This is a genomic window from Neomoorella stamsii (assembly GCF_002995805.1).
Lineage (GTDB): Bacteria > Bacillota > DSM-521 > Neomoorellales > Neomoorellaceae > Neomoorella > Neomoorella stamsii.
On the sequence record NZ_PVXL01000043.1, the window covers coordinates 37,875 to 56,854 of the forward strand.

The 18,980-nt window shown below is 52.3% G+C and carries 24 protein-coding genes and 1 tRNA gene; 4 read left to right on the plus strand and 21 right to left on the minus strand.

Annotated features, from left to right (window positions below; genetic code table 11):
* Nucleotides 1-12: 12 nt before the first annotated feature.
* Nucleotides 13-636 carry a hypothetical protein gene (locus MOST_RS07650; RefSeq protein ID WP_054936792.1) on the minus strand — a complete coding sequence of 208 codons (624 nt, stop codon included), beginning with the start codon at nucleotides 634-636 and terminating at the stop codon, nucleotides 13-15.
* Nucleotides 637-815: 179 nt separating this feature from the next.
* Between MOST_RS07650 and MOST_RS07655 the strand changes: the two genes are divergently transcribed.
* Nucleotides 816-1,802, plus strand: a complete 987-nt coding sequence (locus MOST_RS07655) for a hypothetical protein (protein WP_054936793.1) — start codon at nucleotides 816-818, stop codon at nucleotides 1,800-1,802.
* A 2-nt stretch (nucleotides 1,803-1,804) separates the two neighbouring features.
* On the opposite strand, the gene MOST_RS07660 is transcribed toward MOST_RS07655, so the two are convergent.
* The 20 genes from MOST_RS07660 to MOST_RS07745 form a co-directional block, all read right to left on the minus strand.
* Nucleotides 1,805-2,731 carry a LysM peptidoglycan-binding domain-containing protein gene (locus MOST_RS07660; protein WP_083476627.1) on the minus strand — a complete coding sequence of 309 codons (927 nt, stop codon included), beginning with the start codon at nucleotides 2,729-2,731 and terminating at the stop codon, nucleotides 1,805-1,807.
* 215 nt (nucleotides 2,732-2,946) lie between these two features.
* On the minus strand, nucleotides 2,947-4,353 hold the full coding sequence (locus MOST_RS07665; RefSeq protein ID WP_054936794.1) for an 8-oxoguanine deaminase: 1,407 nt from the start codon (nucleotides 4,351-4,353) through the stop codon (nucleotides 2,947-2,949).
* Nucleotides 4,354-4,519: 166 nt separating this feature from the next.
* The gene (locus tag MOST_RS07670; RefSeq protein ID WP_054936795.1) at nucleotides 4,520-5,251 is read right to left on the minus strand and encodes an N-acetylmuramoyl-L-alanine amidase; all 732 of its coding nucleotides are present in this window, start codon (nucleotides 5,249-5,251) and stop codon (nucleotides 4,520-4,522) included.
* 78 nt (nucleotides 5,252-5,329) lie between these two features.
* Nucleotides 5,330-6,763, minus strand: a complete 1,434-nt coding sequence (locus tag MOST_RS07675) for an aspartate ammonia-lyase (protein ID WP_054936796.1) — start codon at nucleotides 6,761-6,763, stop codon at nucleotides 5,330-5,332.
* Between the two features lie 164 nt (nucleotides 6,764-6,927).
* Nucleotides 6,928-7,239 carry a DUF6951 family protein gene (locus MOST_RS07680; protein ID WP_054936797.1) on the minus strand — a complete coding sequence of 104 codons (312 nt, stop codon included), beginning with the start codon at nucleotides 7,237-7,239 and terminating at the stop codon, nucleotides 6,928-6,930.
* A 58-nt stretch (nucleotides 7,240-7,297) separates the two neighbouring features.
* On the minus strand, nucleotides 7,298-7,675 hold the full coding sequence (locus tag MOST_RS07685) for a methylglyoxal synthase (RefSeq protein ID WP_054936798.1): 378 nt from the start codon (nucleotides 7,673-7,675) through the stop codon (nucleotides 7,298-7,300).
* Nucleotides 7,676-7,810: 135 nt separating this feature from the next.
* Nucleotides 7,811-8,470, minus strand: a complete 660-nt coding sequence (locus tag MOST_RS07690) for a YkgJ family cysteine cluster protein (RefSeq protein ID WP_054936799.1) — start codon at nucleotides 8,468-8,470, stop codon at nucleotides 7,811-7,813.
* Nucleotides 8,471-8,494: 24 nt separating this feature from the next.
* Nucleotides 8,495-9,715, minus strand: a complete 1,221-nt coding sequence (gene hydF / locus MOST_RS07695) for a [FeFe] hydrogenase H-cluster maturation GTPase HydF (protein ID WP_083476629.1) — start codon at nucleotides 9,713-9,715, stop codon at nucleotides 8,495-8,497.
* A gap of 127 nt (nucleotides 9,716-9,842) precedes the next feature.
* Nucleotides 9,843-10,064 (minus strand): Sec-independent protein translocase subunit TatA/TatB, encoded by a 222-nt coding sequence (locus tag MOST_RS07700; protein WP_054936801.1) that lies wholly within the window; start codon nucleotides 10,062-10,064, stop codon nucleotides 9,843-9,845.
* A gap of 48 nt (nucleotides 10,065-10,112) precedes the next feature.
* Nucleotides 10,113-10,856 (minus strand): twin-arginine translocase subunit TatC, encoded by a 744-nt coding sequence (tatC, locus tag MOST_RS07705; protein ID WP_054936802.1) that lies wholly within the window; start codon nucleotides 10,854-10,856, stop codon nucleotides 10,113-10,115.
* Between the two features lie 68 nt (nucleotides 10,857-10,924).
* Entirely contained in the window at nucleotides 10,925-11,626 is a 702-nt protein-coding gene (gene ubiE, locus MOST_RS07710; protein WP_054936803.1) for a bifunctional demethylmenaquinone methyltransferase/2-methoxy-6-polyprenyl-1,4-benzoquinol methylase UbiE, read from the minus strand.
* Nucleotides 11,623-12,330 carry a polyprenyl synthetase family protein gene (locus MOST_RS07715; protein WP_054936804.1) on the minus strand — a complete coding sequence of 236 codons (708 nt, stop codon included), beginning with the start codon at nucleotides 12,328-12,330 and terminating at the stop codon, nucleotides 11,623-11,625. The genes ubiE and MOST_RS07715 overlap by 4 nt, the downstream gene beginning before the upstream one ends.
* Before the next feature lie 183 nt (nucleotides 12,331-12,513).
* The gene (gene speD, locus MOST_RS07720) at nucleotides 12,514-12,891 is read right to left on the minus strand and encodes an adenosylmethionine decarboxylase (RefSeq protein WP_054936805.1); all 378 of its coding nucleotides are present in this window, start codon (nucleotides 12,889-12,891) and stop codon (nucleotides 12,514-12,516) included.
* Between the two features lie 364 nt (nucleotides 12,892-13,255).
* A complete protein-coding gene (gnd, locus tag MOST_RS07725) occupies nucleotides 13,256-14,152 on the minus strand; it encodes a phosphogluconate dehydrogenase (NAD(+)-dependent, decarboxylating) (protein WP_054936806.1) in 897 nt (298 codons plus the stop codon).
* 73 nt (nucleotides 14,153-14,225) lie between these two features.
* Complete coding sequence (locus tag MOST_RS17235; RefSeq protein WP_157049481.1) at nucleotides 14,226-14,396, minus strand: ribonuclease toxin HepT-like protein; 171 nt, start codon at nucleotides 14,394-14,396, stop codon at nucleotides 14,226-14,228.
* A 142-nt stretch (nucleotides 14,397-14,538) separates the two neighbouring features.
* A tRNA-Pro gene (locus MOST_RS07730) sits at nucleotides 14,539-14,616 on the minus strand.
* A gap of 94 nt (nucleotides 14,617-14,710) precedes the next feature.
* Nucleotides 14,711-15,178: a ferritin-like domain-containing protein gene (locus tag MOST_RS07735; RefSeq protein WP_054936807.1), complete on the minus strand. Its 468-nt coding sequence runs from the start codon at nucleotides 15,176-15,178 to the stop codon at nucleotides 14,711-14,713.
* 49 nt (nucleotides 15,179-15,227) lie between these two features.
* Entirely contained in the window at nucleotides 15,228-15,368 is a 141-nt protein-coding gene (locus MOST_RS17240; RefSeq protein WP_129588675.1) for a rubredoxin-like domain-containing protein, read from the minus strand.
* A gap of 103 nt (nucleotides 15,369-15,471) precedes the next feature.
* A complete protein-coding gene (gene rd / locus MOST_RS07740; RefSeq protein WP_083476630.1) occupies nucleotides 15,472-15,633 on the minus strand; it encodes a rubredoxin in 162 nt (53 codons plus the stop codon).
* Nucleotides 15,634-15,745: 112 nt separating this feature from the next.
* Nucleotides 15,746-16,126, minus strand: a complete 381-nt coding sequence (locus MOST_RS07745; RefSeq protein ID WP_054936808.1) for a desulfoferrodoxin — start codon at nucleotides 16,124-16,126, stop codon at nucleotides 15,746-15,748.
* Between the two features lie 195 nt (nucleotides 16,127-16,321).
* Here MOST_RS07745 and rbr point away from each other — a divergent pair, with 195 nt between their 5' ends.
* From rbr to rd (MOST_RS18340), 3 genes are all read left to right on the plus strand, one after another.
* Nucleotides 16,322-16,897 carry a rubrerythrin gene (gene rbr, locus MOST_RS07750; protein ID WP_054936809.1) on the plus strand — a complete coding sequence of 192 codons (576 nt, stop codon included), beginning with the start codon at nucleotides 16,322-16,324 and terminating at the stop codon, nucleotides 16,895-16,897.
* An 82-nt stretch (nucleotides 16,898-16,979) separates the two neighbouring features.
* Nucleotides 16,980-18,179, plus strand: a complete 1,200-nt coding sequence (gene fprA / locus MOST_RS07755; RefSeq protein WP_054936810.1) for a nitric oxide reductase FrpA — start codon at nucleotides 16,980-16,982, stop codon at nucleotides 18,177-18,179.
* A gap of 44 nt (nucleotides 18,180-18,223) precedes the next feature.
* Nucleotides 18,224-18,913, plus strand: a complete 690-nt coding sequence (rd, locus tag MOST_RS18340; RefSeq protein WP_054936811.1) for a rubredoxin — start codon at nucleotides 18,224-18,226, stop codon at nucleotides 18,911-18,913.
* The last annotated feature ends 67 nt before the right edge of the window (nucleotides 18,914-18,980 follow it).

Here is an 18,980-nt window from a genome sequence, read left to right on the forward strand (position 1 = left end):
TTAACTGTTATACTAGAAACATTGAGCCGGTGGCGCCGGCGGGCAGACGCCCGGAGCCACAGTGCAGGGAGCCGGCACGCAGAAGCCGTAGCTGGGCACCAGGAGCTGGACGGAAAGGATGGTCTTAATGACAACGCATACCTGGAAGTCACAGGTAACGGTGATGTTACCGACACCTACGGCCGAGACGACGCAGTTGCAGAAAAGCAAGGTACTCTCGGAGCAATCTACGGTTACTCCTTCAGGAGCGCAGAGGGTGACGACTTTGGTAAAGGTAAAGACACGATTGGCAGTTTCAGCTGGAGCATTGGGGTTGGTCAGGGTTATTGGAACAGAGACTACTATGGTTAAAGTAGCAAAATTGCCGGTAGCTGGTACCCGGTTAATCACGCTGCAGGAAATGGTCCCATTCAGGGCACAGGGGATAGCTTGCCCTACGGTAAAAGTCCCGGTGACAAACTCACCGGTAAGACCCGTCGTTACTGTTGTATCCCGGGTACGGCTTTCCACCTGGAAACAGCTGTCATAAACCTTGTCAACGACAATACACTCGATACGAGTCGGTGGCGGACATCCTTCCGGCGGGCACTGGCCGGGAGCAACGACGGCCTGCTTGACGCTCGCTTCATCAGCCATGTTTAAACTTACCTCCTTAGAGCAAATATTTCGGGTTAATGCCTGGTATATAATATTGACCTCAACGGGTGGATGTTACCGGGAAAACATAATTTATTGCCGGCAATCAAAATTATATTTTTTCTGCCAGGAAAGCATATGCATTAGTTAGGTAGACCTGGTCCGGGGAGGTGATGGCCATGGTAAATTATTTAGCTACACCAGGTGATAGCTGGCAGTTAGTTTTGCGCCAGGGCATATTACATTACAGTTATACCGCAACCGGTGAACCCATGGCTGGCCTGAGCGCCTCTACTGCCGTTATTGACCCTGCCGGTCGCTTACATATAGTGGCAACAATGCTTAATAAGCGGTTAATTTATGCCCGCTGGCAGGGTCACCGCTGGGAAAGTAGTGAGTTGCCGGTAAATGGTTCCGTCCTGGCCTTTGTCCTCGATTCCCGCAAGCAACCGCACCTCTTATTAGAGGAATCCTATAGACCGGAAATTATCCACCTTTACCTGGCCGGTAACCGTTGGCAAAGGCAGTTTTTACCCTTTAACCTTACGGCTCCTCCCTTACTATTTAAACCCCTGCTCCGGGGCCGGCTCTTCTTTACCGGTCAGGATGTATCCAGGGGAAGGCAGCTTTTATTTTTAACAGTTTATGATCCTGCCACGGGCTGGCAGGTACCCCGTCCCCTTACCGGCGTAGAACCTGGTAATAAAATTTATGCTTACTGGTTTCAGGGGTATCTTTACCTCTTGTCCTGGCACAGGCAGGAAAAGGACTACTTGCTTTATTTACACGTAGTTGACCCGGAAAAAAACACCTCGCTGAGGCTCTGCCCGGGAACAATGGTTGATCTTCCCGATGACCGGCCAGTACTCCTGGCTAAGGAAAAAAACTTACTTTTCCTCTGGACATCCAGCAACCGCCTGGCCTTTTGCTTTTCCCAGGATGGCGGCAGTACCTGGTTGCCACCCCAGAGCGCCTATTTCTTTTTCCCGGCCCGGATTAAAGCCGTAGAGGGGCCAGAGGGCCCCTCCACCAGACAGGTAGCTTTCACCAAGATCAGCGGTCTGGAGCCGGACTGGCCCCTCGTAATCAATTTTGAGCCTCTTTTTTCTTTGTGCAGGGCTGTCGTTGTAAATCCCAGCAGCAGGAATACTCCTTTTAAGCAATGATTTTAGATAATGATTGGCACCACAATACCCAGGAATAAAGGACCAAAGACAAAGGGGAACCTGCGGGCAGCGCCGATTAACAAGACAGGGTCTTTATCCATATCAGCATCCATCATATGATGGCCCATCATCATACCATGGGCCATGGGCATCATTTCAACTACCTTAAATTCTTCCATTTCCCGGTAGCGAACCATTAAAACGACATGATCCATATCGAAATGCCTGGGATCAGGAATCCCCCGGGCAACAACCAGTAATTCCCGTTTTTCTATATCAATCATGCCCATACCCATGGCGCCGGGGCAATGATGGGTGGGATGCATCATAAAGCAGTGGCGCCGGGGCATTACTGGAGGCATGATGGGAATGCAGATGCGCTGGCCGGGATAAATCAAATTGGGATCTGTAATTTGCGGGTTGGCCGCCAGGATCTGATCCACTGTAGTACCGAACTTGCGGGCGATGCTGCTTAAAGTATCTCCGGGCTTGACGACATAGATAAACCCGTTGGGGCAGGGCATTATGGGCTTAACTGGAATGCAGAGTACTTGACCAGGGTAAATCAGGTTGGGATCCTGGACCTGGGGATTGGCTGCTATCAGGGCATCCAGGCTGACATTAAATTTCTGGGCAATGGAGTACATGGAATCGCCTGGTTGGACAGTATAATAGAAGCCGCCGGGGCAAGGTACAGGCATTTTCTTGGGAATGCACAGCACCTGGCCGGGATAAATGAGATTGGGATCTTTTACCTGGGGGTTGGCAGCAATAAGCTCATCCAGGGTTATACCAAAACGCCGGGCAATAAGATACATAGTATCGCCGCTTTTAACGGTATAATGGAAGCCATGGGGACACGGGGGCACCATATGCTGGGCTGCCGCCTCACTTACAGTTGCCTCAACTTTCTTACTTTCGTCACTCATAAAGCCGGTCTCCTTTCTTGCTGGCATGCTTTGCTAGTATAGGGTATGAAACCGGCCAGTTCTTGGTGACTAAAAAAGCGCCCCTACGGGTGCGCTAAATTACTTGTTCTGGTATGGGGGCCTCACTCAACGGCGGCTTCGCTCCGCCACCCGTGGGTGGCTACTGTTTATCTTATCACCAGCAAATTCTCCTCCTTTCGCCGGACTTATAACAGCTACTGCCGTTTGGGGTAAGCATAATAATCAGTACCTGTACGCCTCCCGGCCCAGGCCAGCATCTCGGATGATATCCGGTTGGCCTGACGAACGATTTCAGTTTCATCAACCTTCAACAGCCGGCCTTCCCGGACTACGACCTCGCCGTTAACAATGGTGGTATCTACCAGCTGGCTATCACCGCAAGTAATAATAGCTGCTACCGGGTCATGCTGGCCCCCGGCAAACCCCAGTTCCTCAAAGTTAATCAGGATCATGTCTGCTGCCATTCCCGGCGCCAGGTGACCAAGGTCCTCGCGGCCTAATACTTGGGCACTGCCGACAGTTGCCAAACGTAAAACTTCTTCTGCTGTCAGGCCGTCATTACCGTAAGCCAGTTTTTGTAAGAGATAGGCAATACGCATTTCGTTCCACATATTAGAGGAATCATTACTGGCGCTGCCATCGACGGCCAGACCTACCCGGGCCCCGGCAGACAGCAGGTCCTTCACCCGGCAGACGCCGGAAGATAGCTTCATATTGGAAACCGGGCAATGAGCCACACCGCTTTTCGTCTCGCCTAGCAAGGCTACCTCGGCATCGTTTAAATGTATGGCATGGGCAAACCATACATCGGACCCCAGCCAGCCCAGGTCAGCCATGTACTCTACCGGCCGCCGGCCAAATTTTTCTTTACAGAAGCGTTCTTCATCCAGAGTTTCGGCCAGGTGGGTATGGAGCATGACACCGTATCGGCGCGCCAGGGCGGCACTATCTCGCATCAATTGGGGAGTTACAGAAAAAGGTGAACAGGGAGCCAGGGCAACCCGGCACATGGCGAAGGGGCCGGCCTCATGGTACTGCCGGATCAAGCGCTCGCTATCAGCTAATATCTCGTCTTCTTTTTGAACTACTTCATCCGGTGGCAGGCCACCCCGGCTTTTGCCCAGGGACATGCTGCCCCGGGTGGCATGAAAGCGGATCCCCAGTTCCCGGGCCGCCTGGATTTCAATATCAATAAGTTCATTTCCCTGACCACGGGGAAAGACGTAGTGATGGTCGCTGGAGCAGGTACAGCCTGTCTTCAGCAATTCCCCCAACCCCACCAGGGCTCCCTGGCGAACTGCTTCCGGCGTCAGTTCACGCCAGATTTCGTAAAGGGTCACTAACCAGGGGAACAGGGGTATATCCTGGGTTGCCGGAATATTGCGGGTCAGGGTCTGGTAGAGGTGATGATGGGTATTGATCAGTCCCGGCAAAACAACCTTACCCCTGGCGTTAATAATTTCGTCTCCATCTCCCGCAGGTAGATTGGATCCAATGGCCTTAATTGCCGGCCCCTCAATTAAAAGATCAGCCTGCCGGTAACGATGGCCTTCGCTATCCAGGGTAATAATCCATTCGGCATTTTTGATAAGTAAAGCCAAGCCAAGTGCCCCCAGTCAACCGGGCAAACCCGCTTAAATTTAATGACTTATTTCAGCATTAAAGCGGGCTTCCAGGACGATGACGTGTGGTTTGTTTTTTCTCCCATGGCTTAATTATACCATAGAAGCAAATGTTTGGGTATCTAGTCCCGGGTACTCAGGCATGCTAAAATGAAAAATTACACGGTATTAAATTTAACCTGGCTAAAAGATTGGCCAAAGCGGCAGCCAATTCAGCCCGGGTGGCATTCTGGTCGGGCCGGAAGGTACCGTCCGGGTAGCCGCTCATGATCCCGGCGGCCATAACCTGGCGGATGGCTGTCTCCGCCCAGTGGCCCTGGATATCGCGGGGCTCGTTTAGCTTCAGGCCCAGGTAGGCGGCGAGGCCGCGAAAGATGGCCCGGGCCAGGGATTGCTGTACTGCCTGCATGGCGAGTTGAGCTGCCGTCTCCGGGTTGCTGATAAAACCCATTTCCACCAGGACTGCCGAGGCATCGGTCTCCCGCAGGATGTAGAAATTCGCCTCGCGGACACCCCCGTCCGGCCAGCCAGTGGCAGCCACCAGTTCGGATTGGATCAAGCGGGCGATCTTTTCAGCCTGGCCACCAGGAGCCAGGATAAAAGTGCTAACGTAACTGGCGGCTGGAGTACCGGCGCTGTTGACGTGCAGGCTGATGACGAGGTCTACCTGTTCCCGGTTGAAGAGACCAGCCCGGTCAGCCAAAGAAACGTCCTGGTCGCCTGTCCGGGACATCACCACTACCACACCTGCCCCCTGGAGCAACTGCCGCAACGCCAGGCCCACAGCCAGGGTGACGTCCTTTTCCTGGAGGCCGCTGGCGGCGACGGCCCCGGGGTCACTGCCGCCATGGCCGGGATCAATGCCAATTTTGGGCATCAAAACCACCCCCAATCTAAGATATGCTTTAAGTTGATCTTAAGCTCCGGGGGTGACCATGGCTAATGGCGTAAATTGCTAATTACACAAGCCCTGGCCCTGTTGCGGTCTATTTATGGTCTTAACTGTACCGGGTTTCGTCATGGCTGCCGGGGTTAAGATGCTTTCCAGTTCGTCCGGGGTTAAAAACCCTTTTTCTAAAATGATTTCTCTAATCGAGCGGCCGGAAGCTTCTGCTTCCCGTACCACCTCTGTGGCTTTTTCGTACCCGAGATAGGGCAGTAAAGCTGTGGCCAGGACGGGACTCTGCTCCAGCACTTCCCAGCAGCGCCCGGCGTTGGCTGTTATACCGCTAATACATTCCGTGCGGAAAATCCGGGCCGCTGCCGCCAGCATTTCCAGGGATTCCAGCATGGCGTGGGCGATGAGGGGCGCGAAGGCATTGAGCTCCAGGTGGCCCTGGCTGGCGGCCATGGCGATTACCATATCGTTGGCCATGACCTGCATGGCAACCTGATGAACCATTTCCGGGATCACCGGGTTGACTTTGCCAGGCATGATGGAAGAACCGGCCTGCCGGGGGGGCAGGTTGATTTCCGCCGGCCCGCCCCTGGGACCGGCAGAAAGGAAACGCAGGTCGCCGGCGATTTTATGCATGGTTACAGCGGCGGCCTTCACGAGACCGGAAACTTCCACAAAGACGTCCATATTCTGGGTGCCATCGATCATGTTTTCCGCCCGGGCCAGGCCCAGCGCCGTGAGGCGCCTCAAATAATCATTAACCAGGTAAATATATTTCAGGGGGGCATTGAGGCCGGTGCCGGTGGCTGTGCCGCCCAGGTTCACCTGGCGCAGGCGCTCCTCAACCTTGTACAGCCGCCAGCGGTCCCGGGCCACGGCCTGGGCATAGGCACCGAATTCCTGTCCCAGGGTTACCGGAACGGCATCCTGGAATTCAGTACGGCCGATTTTAAGTATCCCAGCAAAGGCAACCTCTTTTTCCTGAAGGGCTTCCTGGAGCCTGGCCAGTTCCTCGGCCAGGGGCAGTAAAAGGCGGATGGCCGCTATACGCATGGCGGTAGGATAGACATCGTTAGTGGACTGGTGCAGGTTAACGTGGTCGTTGGGGTGGATGGTGGCATAATCACCCCTGGGAAGGCCCAGGATTTCCAGGGCGCGGTTGGCGATTACTTCGTTGACGTTCATATTGGTCGAAGTACCGGCGCCGCCCTGGAAGGCGTCGAGAAAAAACTGATCGGCCAGTTCACCCCGGGCTACTTCCTGGCAGGCGGCAATAATGGCCTCTCCCTTTTCCCGGGGCAGGTAGCCCAGGTCGAGGTTGGCCCGGGCGGCCGCTTCTTTGACGGTAGCCAGGGCTTTAATTAGCTCTGGATGGACTTGATGCCGGCTGACGCGGAAATTCTCCGCTGCCCTTAAGGTGTGGATGCCGTAGTAGGCGCTGGCGGGCACTTCCCTGGTACCCAGGAGATCGTGTTCCTGGCGGGTAGACATAGATGATCCCTTCCTTTGGACTCTATTGTAGCAAACCAGGTACGGCCAGGAAATACGAGCAAGTAAAAAGCGACCGGCCATAGAAATTGCCAGTCGCTCTGGAGGGGCAGTCTGCGTCCATCAGCTGGCGCCTATTGCTGGATGTACCTTCCTGAGGTACAGAATTATTTCTGGACGTAAATATGGGCATCCTGGGGCAGGGCCAGACCGGCAGCTACTTCGACGGCTTTAACCATGCCGGGGAGTACCGGGCAGGCAGCATGGGGGCAATATTGAAAGAATAATTCCCGCAGGCGGCTGTTGCCTTTGAAGCTAATCTCGTCCAGGGGATTGAGGGTGCTCAGTTCAGCGGCAATCTTCTGGATGTTGGGACAGGTAGTGTTGATGGTCAGGTTGCAGGAAAACATATCCGGTGCTTCAGCCAGAATGTCGGTGGTAAAACCACAGATGCCGGATTGTACAGTTACTTTAGCCATGGGAGAACTCCTTTCTTTAATTAGAAATTGTTAAAAAGTGTCTGAGACGGCTTTTATGTTACTCATTTGTCCTGCTTTTTAAATACTCGAGAAAGATTGTTGCTGTGGCCAGATTGGTGGCCGCCGGTACGTTGTGGACGTCACAAATGCGCAGGAGGGCGCTGATATCCGGCTCATGGGGCTGGGGCGTCAGTGGATCCCGCAGGAAAATTACCAGGTCCAGGCGTTTTTTGGCTACCAGGGAACCCATTTGCTGGTCTCCCCCCAGGGGCCCGGACATGAGACGGTGGACCTTTAGACCGGTTCGTTCCATGATCCTGGTACCGGTAGTCCCTGTGGCTACCAGGCGGTGACCGGCAAAGATATGTTTATGCTCATCGACAAAGTTGACCAGTTCATCTTTCATACGATCGTGGGCTATGAGAGCGATGCGCATAAATTATCCTCCAAAATTCATATTAGCCCTCGTAACAGGCCAGCCTTATTTTAATCTTTTCAACGAGCCTCGCTACAAATATTCACCAAAAAATTGTTTTTCCCTTCTGCTATAGAAATATTTTGCATTAGATTTCTACTGGCGAAGCTGCCGCCACAGCTCCAGGGAACATAGGGACTTTAAAGGTACTTCGGCAAAACTCAAGCACCCGGCGAAAGGGGTTGGCGGCCAGTCATGACGGCGCACCCCTGCTGGTACCGCTGGCTGCCAGGAAAGCCAGTACCGCACCAGTTCATCTTCCCCGCGGTTGACAAGGGTTTCTCGTAAAACCCTGGCCCGCCGGGTGAGGGGGCAGCAAAAATAGGTGCGGCAGATGAGGGGACGGTATTTGTACAGGCGGCAACGACACCGGTGCGGTTCTAAAAAAATACAGTAACCTTCGGCGTCAGTCCGCAAAGTAATATCCACCGCCCGCCCCTTCACCTGGACCTGGCAGTACTCCTCCAGCATTTCCGGGAGGGAAAACCTTTTACCAGTAAGTTCCTCTAGTCCCTGTTGCAATACCTGCAGGTCAATGCTGGTCAGGGGCAGGCGCCCGCCACAGCAATGATCACAACCCAGGCAATCGCCGTTAGTATAGGGGCGGTAAAGGAGTGATGGGTCCAGTCCTTCCACGGCGGTAATATAATCAGCTATGCTGGCCTCAGGAGATAAAACCCGGAGGTCATAACCTTGCTTGCCATTGACCTGCCAGTAACGCACCTGGACGGGGTTCTGTTCTTGCCTTGCGAGCAAATGACAACCTCCTGCCAATTATATTTACTCTTCTTCCCGCCATGCCATCAGGGCCAGGGGGAAGGGTTCCAGGGCCCGTTCGAGGACCCCGTGGATAAAGGCCAGGAGGACGCCGTAATTAACTATTGGTACGCCGGCTTCCTTGGCCAGCTGGATGCGGTAGAGCATTTCCCGGCGGTTGATCATGCAGCCGCCGCAGTGAATTATCACTTTGTAACTGGCCACATCTTCCGGGTAGCCAGTGCCGGAATACCAGGAAAACTGTAAATCACCACCCACGTACTGGCGCAGCCAGCGGGGTATCTGCACTTTACCGATGTCATCAGCCTGGCGGTGGTGGGTACAGGCCTCAGCAATGAGAACCCTGTCGCCCGGCTGTAAATTTTTAACAGCCTTCGCGCCCCGCACCAGCTCCACCAGGTCACCTTTATAGCGGGCAAATAAAATGGAAAAGGAAGTCATCCAGATGCCTGGCGGCGTGTCGGCCGCCACCTTCAAGAAAGCCTGGGAATCGGTAATAACAATCTTCGGGGGCGGGATCTTCGCCAGGGCCAGCTTCAGTTCCCGCTCCTTGACCACCAGGCCCATGGCGTCATGATCCAGCAAGTCCCGCAGCGTCTGTACCTGGGGTAGGATCAGGCGCCCTTTCGGTGCCGCCAGGTCGATAGGGACCACCAGGACGGCCATTTCTCCGGGCCCCACCAGGTCGGCAACAATATAAGGCTCCTCAAAGTCGGCAGGAGCGGCTTTAATCATCTCCCCCTTCAATTCCTCGATACCCTGGCGGGTCAGAGCGCTAACCGGCAGGACCCGCTGTCCCAGGTTTTTTTCCAGGTCCGACAATAGTTCCCGGCCACCCTGGTCGATTTTATTTAAAACTATCACCAGGGGCAGGTTTTGTTCCTTTAGTCGCTGCAAGAGTTCCAGTTCGTAAGGTCCAACCCCGGCTGCCGGGTCCAGGACCAGGATGGCCAGATCAGTGCGCCGCAGGACTTCCATGGTCTTTTTAATCCTTAAAGCGCCCAGTTCGCCCACGTCGTCAATCCCGGCCGTGTCGATGAGCACGACGGGACCCAGGGGTAAAATTTCCATGGATTTAAGGACCGGGTCGGTTGTCGTGCCAGGAACGCTGGAGACTACGGCCAGTTCCTGGTTGGTCAGGGCGTTGATTAAACTGGACTTGCCGGCGTTGCGGCGACCAAAGATAGCAATATGCAAGCGGTTCCCCCTTGGTGTTGTTTCCAAAGCCACCTCACCTCGCAGTAAAGCAAAAACAAGCTGCGTTCTAAAGAATTTATGTATTCTTTCAGGCGCTGGCCGGGGAATTTTACCAGAAAAAAACGGGAGTTTATCTCCCGTAGCTTACCACTCTTTAACTGGCCTGTTTAGCGGCCTTCTCTTTATTGGCACTGCCATCGCCGTCATCTATTCTGGCCGCTTCTTTGATTTCCTCAGTTACGGAATTAGTAGCATTCTTAAACTCCCTGATCCCCTTACCCAGGGCGCGGCCCACTTCGGGTAGCTTGCCGGGGCCAAAAATAATCAACGCCAGGACTAAAATCAAGATTAATTCAGGAGCTCCCAAACCGAACATCCTTCTCACCTCCTGTTTAACTTAATTGTACACCTGTTTCCTTTAAATTTAAATACCTTCTTCCTTGGCCTTTTCTTCCCGCTTGCGTCGTACCAGGTAAGAAATCCAGATGCTGACTTCATAAAGGGCAATTACCGGTAAAGCCATTAGCGTCTGGGAAATCATATCCGGCGTTGGAGTAAGAATGGCTGCCAGGACAAAGATAATTAAAATAGCATATTTACGGTTTTTCGCCAGAAACCTTGGCGTTACCAGCCCTAAATGGGTTAGGAGCATAATAGCCAAGGGCAACTGGAAAACGGCCCCGAAAGGTAAAATAAACATGGTTAAGAAACTAAAATACCGGGAGATGGAAATCAGCGGCGTAAAGCCTTCGCTGGCAGTTACCAATAAAAAGCGAAGGGCTGCCGGGAAAACTACCAGGTAACCAAAGACTATTCCCGCGGCAAAGAGCACTATTGAGGCCGGCATTAACATATAAACCAGGCGCCGTTCATGGCTGTGCAGGGCCGGCAGGATAAAGCTCCAGACCTCCCAGAGGATCACCGGTAGAGCCAGGAAGATAGCTGCCACGAAGCAAATTTTTATAGTGGTAAAAAAGGCTTCCCAGGGAGTGATAAAGACCGGGTTTATGCCTATTTCCTTAATGGGTCTCATGATTAAAACCAGCAACTGGTCCCGGAAGCCAAAATAAACAGCGATAGTTGCGATCACCAGAGCGATAATACATACCAGCAGTACCCGTCGCAAAGCTTCCAGGTGCTCAGTCAGGGTCATAGACTTATCTTCCATCGCTCCACCTCCTTTTAACCTGTTTATGGCTAGTTTCATTATACCGCCCCTGTCATAGCAAGGCAACATTATTTCTTTATCCCCACATGGACAGCTACAATTCCGCCCGTCAGCTCGTAATAACGTGCCCTGGCTAGGCCCAGGTCGCGGAAGTACTGCAATATTTCTTCCTGGTGGGGATAGCCCTTAAGGGAACGGGGCAGGTAGCTATAGGGGCCCTCCATTCCTACTCCCAGGCGTCCTATTAAAGGCACCAGGTGGTCAAAGTACAGGTAATAAATCTGCTTAAAAAAGGGCCGGGAGGGTTTGGCTAATTCCAGGGAAATCACCCGTCCTCCCGTCCGTACCACTCGCATCATTTCCGCCAGGCCCCTTTTGATATCAGGGAGGTTACGCAGGCCAAAGGCAATGGTGGCGCAATCAAAGGTATTATCCGGGAAGGGGAGCTCCAGGGCATTGCCTTCTACCAGCTGCACCAGGTGACCATAGGCACTGGCTGCCAGGCGGCGCCGGGCCACCTCAAGCATGGCCGGGGCAAAGTCTAACCCAACTACCTGCCCACCAGGGGCTACGGCGCGGGCAAGCTCCAGAGAAAGCATACCGGTGCCACAGCAGACATCCAAAGCCCTCTTCCCAGGTACAAGGCCTGCCTGGGCTACGGTAAAGCGGCGCCAGCCCCGGTCGCAGTTAAAACTGAGAATCGTATTTAAAAGGTCATAACGGGGAGCAATGTTGTTAAAAATGCCACGTACATATTCCTCTTTGGTCACAGGGCCATCACCCGCTTGACAGGCAACTCATCGCCTAATTGTATGACCAGTTCGCCAAGGAGTTCCCTTACCGTTCCAGGAGCAAGTCTTTCTACGGCCTCGGTGGCTTTAACGGTTACTGCCTGGCCATTCCACAGCTTGCCTAAAAGTAAGCCTATCTCCTGCCAGAACTGGGCTACCTTTGGTTCGGCCTGGCCTAACTGGCTGCCCAGGTAAGTTGCCGCGGCAGCCAGGTATTCCCTGGTATGAAGTTTTTCGAAAAAAGAATTTCCCCTGGCAGTAACTGCTCCTTCCCTGGCTTTTTCTAGTTGCCGGGCAGCATCAAGGTGAATCTGGCAAATCAACTGGGAAAGGGGTGCCAGAAATTGCAGATTACCATCGCGGCACAGGAGATCAAAAAATCGGGTGTAGAAATAATCTCCCACCAGGGTTTCCAGGGCTACCTCATGCTTAACATTGTTATGAATTAATGAGGCCAGGAAAATAAATTGAAAAACAGCAGCCAGGGATAGAGCCCTGGGGCCAAAGTAACCCTGAGTATGGGCGCTTAAAAGGACTAGAGCAGGTAGAAAATCTTGATCTAAATGGTTCAAAACAGGCCAGGTAAGCCCGGGTAGCGTTCGCCCTTGCATGCGGGTTTCCTTTAACAAACGCTGGCGAACTATTTCCAGCTCTGGTTGTAATAATTTAAACAGGGCGGTCAACCTCCAGCCCTCCTATAAATGAAAATGAGTATTCCTTTTGATATTCTATTCTTTAATGCATATTCCTGCTGGTTTTTTATCGTAAAAAACGCTACAGGCCCTGCAAGTTTCCTCCCTGCAAGGCCTGTCAGCTACTACCATCGCTACTACCTTTAGTTGTAGGTAATAAAATAAATATCCCTCCTACAGATTTACCGCTGCCGCCCGAGGAGGTTCCATGACGCCCCGTTCAATTTCGGTGGCGTGGACTTCGCCTGCCTGGAACTGCTCGGTTAAATACCTGCAGGCATCCCAGGGATTAACCCTTTCACCACAGGTAAAAACATCTACGGCAGCATACCCTAACTCCGGCCACGTGTGGATTGCCAGGTGCGATTCGGAGATGACCACCACGCCGCTGACACCCTGAGGGCTGAATTTATGGAAGCAGACTTCCCGGATTTCGGCACCGGCTTCTAGAGCGGCTTTGACCATGATTTCTTCGACCTTTTTGATGTCGTTTAAGATCTCGAAGCTGCATCCATAAACCTCAGCTAAAACATGACGGCCCAATGCGCGCAATTATCATTCCTCCTCCAGGATAAAAGTGGGGCATGACATCAATCAAATCCAATTGTAACCCCACTCCCCCTTATTGTCAACTAAAAATCGCAGTAGATGTCGGATAAAGTTGAGGGCTTGTCTTCACTGGCTATAACAAAGCATCCTTGAAGGCAAATTCCAACTAAGAAGCGGCCTGGTACCAAACCATGCCGCTTCTTAGTCTTTTATCCCTCCAATTCCAGCAAATCGTATTCCCTTCAATGTGAGGATATCCAAGGGGTTTAATTGTACTTAACTAACCGGAACGAACATCACCATCTCATCTCCGTACCTACTCCGTTATATGAACGTAGAAAACATAAAGTTATATTTAATAACCCTCCTATTTTCGGGCCACGTCGTGGCCGCCGAACTCATGGCGCAGGGCGGCGACCACCTTGGTGGCAAAGCTCTCCTCCTGCTCGGAGCGGTAGCGCATCAGCAGGGCTGCCGTGATTACCGGCGCCGGTACCTTCAGCCGCAGGGCTTCCTCCACTGTCCAGAGGCCCTCACCGGATGAATAAGCGATATCTTTTATGCTTTCCAGGGTAGCGTCTTTGCTAAGGGCACTTTCCATGAGGTCCATAAGCCAACCCCGGATTACCGAGCCATGGCGCCAGACCCTTGCCACCGCCTTCAGATCCAGTTTGAAGGGCCCTTTAGCCAGGACTTCCATACCCTCGCCAATGGCCTGCATCATGCCGTATTCGATACCGTTGTGGATCATTTTGACATAGTGGCCACTGCCGGGCGGCCCGGTATGGAGATAACCGCCGGGTACGGTTATATCTTTAAATAAAGGTTCCAGGTAAGCGAAAACCTCGTCCTCGGCCCCCACCATGCAGCAGGCGCCGTAGCGGGCCCCCTCCATACCGCCGCTGGTACCGGAATCTGCGAAGCGAATACCCTTTTCCTTTAAATATTGATAACGACGTAAAGTATCCCGGTAATGAGAATTACCCCCGTCGACGATAATATCCCCGGGAGTAAGCAGGGGTAATAGCTGCTCAATTACCTCATCGATCACCAGCCCGGCAGGGATCATCAACCAGACCAGGCGCGGGGTCTTAAGCTGGCCTACCAGTTCTTCCAAACTATAAGCGCTTTTAATTCCTTGCGCCGCAGCTTTGTCCACGGTAGCCTTTGTGCGGGCATATCCTATCACTTCATGACCATGTTCCATTATATTGAGGGCCAGGTTGAGGCCCATTTTACCCAAACCTACTAAACCAACCTGCAAAATAAATTCCTCCTCGGGTATATGTGGAATATACAAACATCCATGCCCCGGATAACCAGGGCCTGGATATTTTTCATTTGGCTATAATCTCGCGCATGCGATCTAAAAAGACCTGAATATCTTTACGAAAAGATATCAGCGTTTCCGGCAGCTTCTGGATCAGTCTTTCCAACCGTTCGGCTGCCAGGTTGAAACCGTAAACGTTACGAAAAACATGGCGGAAACCGCGGTATTCGTCCAACAAGGCTGCCGTTTAAAGCTCACCAAATTTTACCTCTCACTCTTTTGCCCCCTGTATTACATTGTATCGTTACTTTTTTTACCAGTCAACGGTCATATCTTAAGAAGTGAAAAATAAAAGACGCCGTTATGGCGTCCTGTAAAAATGGTCGGAGCGACTGGACTTGAACCAGCGGCCTCTACCACCCCAAGGTAGCGCTCTAGCCAAACTGAGCTACGCCCCGTTCTTCCTCTGTGCAAGGAAAAGTATATCACCTGACAACCGGCATTGTCAAGGGGCGATCGGGGCGATCCTGGCGCAGCCCAGGGCAAGCAAAATTATTTATTCTGCAGGGCGCTGTGCAGCTCGCACAGGTGCCGCCTTTCCTGGCGTAACAACTCATCAATCATAGCTGTCTCAGTTACAGAAACAAGGTTCTTTAAACCGCTGAAAAACAGTAGGGCATCCTTTTCAAACTGGATGGCGAAATTAAGGGCTTCTATATCAGTAGTAATCTGCTTGATCAGGGTCTCAGGATGCAGGTCCTTAGGGAAAACATTGCTATCCACCAGGGCCTGCATGTATGCCTCATATTCCCCCGGGTAAGACTCCGGGGGATCATATGGAGTTGCTTTAGAAGCTAGTTGATCAAAATCCAGGATATGCTGACCTTCTTCTAAGGCCAAACGTTGGAAAAGCTTTCGGACTTTATCATCCTGGGCGCTGGCAGCCATGGCTTGATAAAAGACCTGGCCCTTTTGTTCAATGGCCCGGGCAAATGCAAAGACTTCACTGGCGTGGAACATAACTTGCCCCCTTCAAAGGTATAATACCTGCTATCAATTGCCGTGTTAACTATATAGAGCCGCCACCGCAATCAGGGATATAGCAGTTGGCATCGACAAAACTACAGGTTGACTGGCAGGAAGGACATTTTTCCGGAGGGGCTTCCCCTTCAAAAGCATAACCACATACGGAACAGCGCCATTTATTCATACCAATATACCTCCTTTAGACTCTAGCCCAGAGAACTTTTGTCGCTTTATTGCAACTGCAGTCAGCCATATAATAATGGCGCCTACCGGTTAACAGGGTGCTTTCAGGCTTCAGGTTCAAACATCTCTTTGCCGGCGCTGCACACCGGGCAAACCCAATCTTCCGGCAGGTCGGCAAAGGGCGTATCCGGGGCGATGCCGTTAGCGGGATCGCCTTCAGCCGGGTCATAGACATAGCCGCACGCTATGCACACATACTTTTCCATTAAGATTACACTCCTTGCCATATTATCTTACCCGGGTATACCGCCCTGGTTAATTTGACTTCAAATAACGTAAAGAAACATGCTGAGCTGGGGTGGTTATTTTTAACATGGTTTAATTATTGGACCGCCAGTGGCCGTGGAGGTTGCAATAGGCGCGGGCCGTGGCACTCCCGGATTCAGTACAAAAAACTGCCTCGGGAGCGTCACCGGGATCCAGGTGCTGCCGCAAGACCTGGCCGCCGGCCTGCAGTTCGATCCACTCAATATAATGCTTTTCTTCCATTGGATGGGGAACACTGCCAACGGTCACTTTAAAACCACCATTAACTTTAGTAACTACCGGGACATGCTTTTCCTTGCTGGCGTCTACGGTGTTCTCCGTCAATAACTCCATGGGTTTGCCGCAGCAAACCAGGGCCCCAACTCCGGGATGGAGGACCTCGACAATATTACCGCAAACATTGCACCTGTAAACCTGGCCGATTGCTGTCATAATTAAATTCCCCCTTTTAGTAAGGATTACTATTTGCAATTAATATTCGCTATAATTCCCCTTTTTTCCTGCCGGTTATAAAAGTTTTTCAAAAAAAATTTGCCTTTTAATTGCTTAAACCAACTGATGCCTGCCTTGACTTCCTAACTTTGGTAAGGTAAAATGGCGTCGAAATCTTATAGAGGAGTGAGCAATATGCCCGGTCTTAAAGGTACCCAGACGGAAAAAAACCTTCTGACGGCTTTTGCCGGCGAATCCCAGGCTCGCAACCGCTATACTTACTATGCCAGTCAGGCGAAAAAGGAAGGCTATGAGCAAATTGCAGCTATCTTTTTAGAAACTGCCGATAACGAAAAAGAACATGCCAAGCGTATCTTTAAATTCCTGGAGGGCGGCGAAGTAGAAATTAGCGCAGCTTTTCCGGCAGGTACCATTGCCACTACTTCCTTGAACCTTGCCGCTAGTGCCGACGGGGAAAATTACGAACATACCACCATGTATCCCGAGTTTGCCCGGGTAGCTGAAGAAGAAGGTTTCAAGGAGATAGCTGCCGTCTTCCGGGCCATTGCCCGGGCCGAGAAGGGACATGAAGACCGTTATCGCGCCCTGCTGGCCAATATAGAAAATAACCGTGTCTTTAAGCGGGAAGAAAAGGTAATATGGCGCTGCCGCAACTGCGGCTATATCCATGAAGGCAATGCCGCCCCGGAAGTATGCCCGGCCTGTGCTCATCCCCAGGCGTTCTTTGAACTACAGGCGGAAAATTATTAAATAAAGATAACATAAAGTTGCACCTGGCTCCTATGCCAGGCGATGCTAGCAAAAAACAGACCGAAAGGATGATTAAGAATCCATGGGCCAGCCCATTACCATTGCGGAAGGTATTTACTGGGTGGGGGCCATCGACTGGAACATCCGTTACTTTCATGGCCCCGCCTTTTCCACCCACCGGGGGACTACATATAATGCCTACTATATTGTCGATGAAAAAACCGCCCTGGTGGATACCGTTTACGAACCCTTTCAAGAGGAATTGATCGCCAAACTGAAGCAAATCCAGGACCCGGTTAAAATCGATTACCTGGTGGTCAACCACACTGAAAGCGACCACGCAGGCGCCTTCCCGGCTATCATGGACCTCTGCCCCGGCGCCCACGTCCTCTGTACCCAGCGTGGTTATGAAAGCCTCAAGGACCATTACCCTCATCTTGATTTCCAGTACACCATCGTCAAAACCGGGACCAGCATCAGCCTTGGTAAACGTTCCCTGGCATTTATCGAAGCGCCCATGCTCCACTGGCCTGACAGCATGTTTACCTATGTTCCCGAAGAGGCCCTGCTCCTTCCCAACGATGCCTTCGGCCAGCATATCGCCTCCAGCGCCCGCTTCGATGATCAAGTAGATGTGGGACTAATTATGGACGAGGCGGCCAAGTATTACGCTAATATCCTCATGCCCTTCAGCAGCCTGATTACCAAAAAGCTGGAAGAAATTCAGAAGATGAATCTGGCCATTAAAACCATTGCCCCCAGCCACGGCATTATCTGGCGGCAGGATCCCCGGCGGATCATTGAAGCCTATGCCCGCTGGGCTGAAGGCAAAGGTACGGCGAAGGCCGTTATTGCCTATGATACCATGTGGCTGAGTACGGAAAAGATGGCCCACGCCCTTCTAGACGGCCTGGTGGCCGGGGGCTGTGAGGTCAGGCTCTTCAAGCTCTCCGTATCCGACCGCAATGATATTATCAAAGAGATCCTCGATGCCCGCGCCGTCCTGGTAGGTTCGCCGACAATTAATAACGACATTCTACCAGTGGTTTCTCCCCTCCTGGATGACCTGGTGGGCTTAAGGCCGAAAAATAAAATCGGCCTGGCCTTCGGTGCTTACGGGTGGGGCGGCGGCGCCCAGAAGATCCTGGAGGAACGTTTAAAGGCCGCCAAAATTGAGTTAATTGCCGAGCCCGGCCCCACAGTGAAGTGGGTGCCTAAAGAGAGCGACCTGCAGCACTGCTATAACTTGGGCCGGGAGATGGCTATAAGAATTAGGGGCTAGAGGCGTTATGACACTCTGACTTCCATTTAAATGGAGGGATAGTTTTGGATATCAAAGCCCTGCATACCATTTCCTACGGGCTGTATGTGGTTACGGCCAAAAAAGACAATCGTTTCAACGGCCAGGTTGCCAATACCGTCTTCCAGATTTCCTCGGAACCGCCGACGGTTGCCGTTAGCATCAACAAGCAAAACCTGACCCATGAATTTATCCAGGCCGGCAGGAGCTTTGCCGTCTCGGTCCTGGCCAAGGATGCCCCCCTTTCCCTCATCGGCCAGTTTGGCTTCAAATCCGGCCGTGAGGTAGACAAGTTTGCCGGGTTGAACTACAAGCTAACGCAGTCAGGTCTTCCTTACCTGGCTGAACACACCCTGGCCCACCTGGAAGCTGAAGTAAATCAAACAGTTGACGCCGGCACCCACAGCATATTTATCGGCACTTTAACGGATGCCGCCGTCCTTCTCCAGGGTGAGCCCATGACCTATGCCTACTACCACCAGGTCAAGCGCGGTACGACCCCGAAAACGGCGCCTACCTTCGCGGTCGCCCAGGCTGAAACCGGGCCAGTTACCACTACTCCCAGGTACCGGTGCACTATCTGCAATTATATATATGACCCGGCCCAAGGCGACCCGGAACACGGCATTGCCCCTGGTACACCCTTTGAAGACCTGCCGGGTGACTGGGCCTGCCCCATCTGCGGCGCCGGCAAAGAAGCCTTCGAGAGAATTTGATAGCTGCACCCTCTGGATCAACAAAAGCCATCTGTCACGCAGATGGCTTTTTGTTAATTTCCCAATT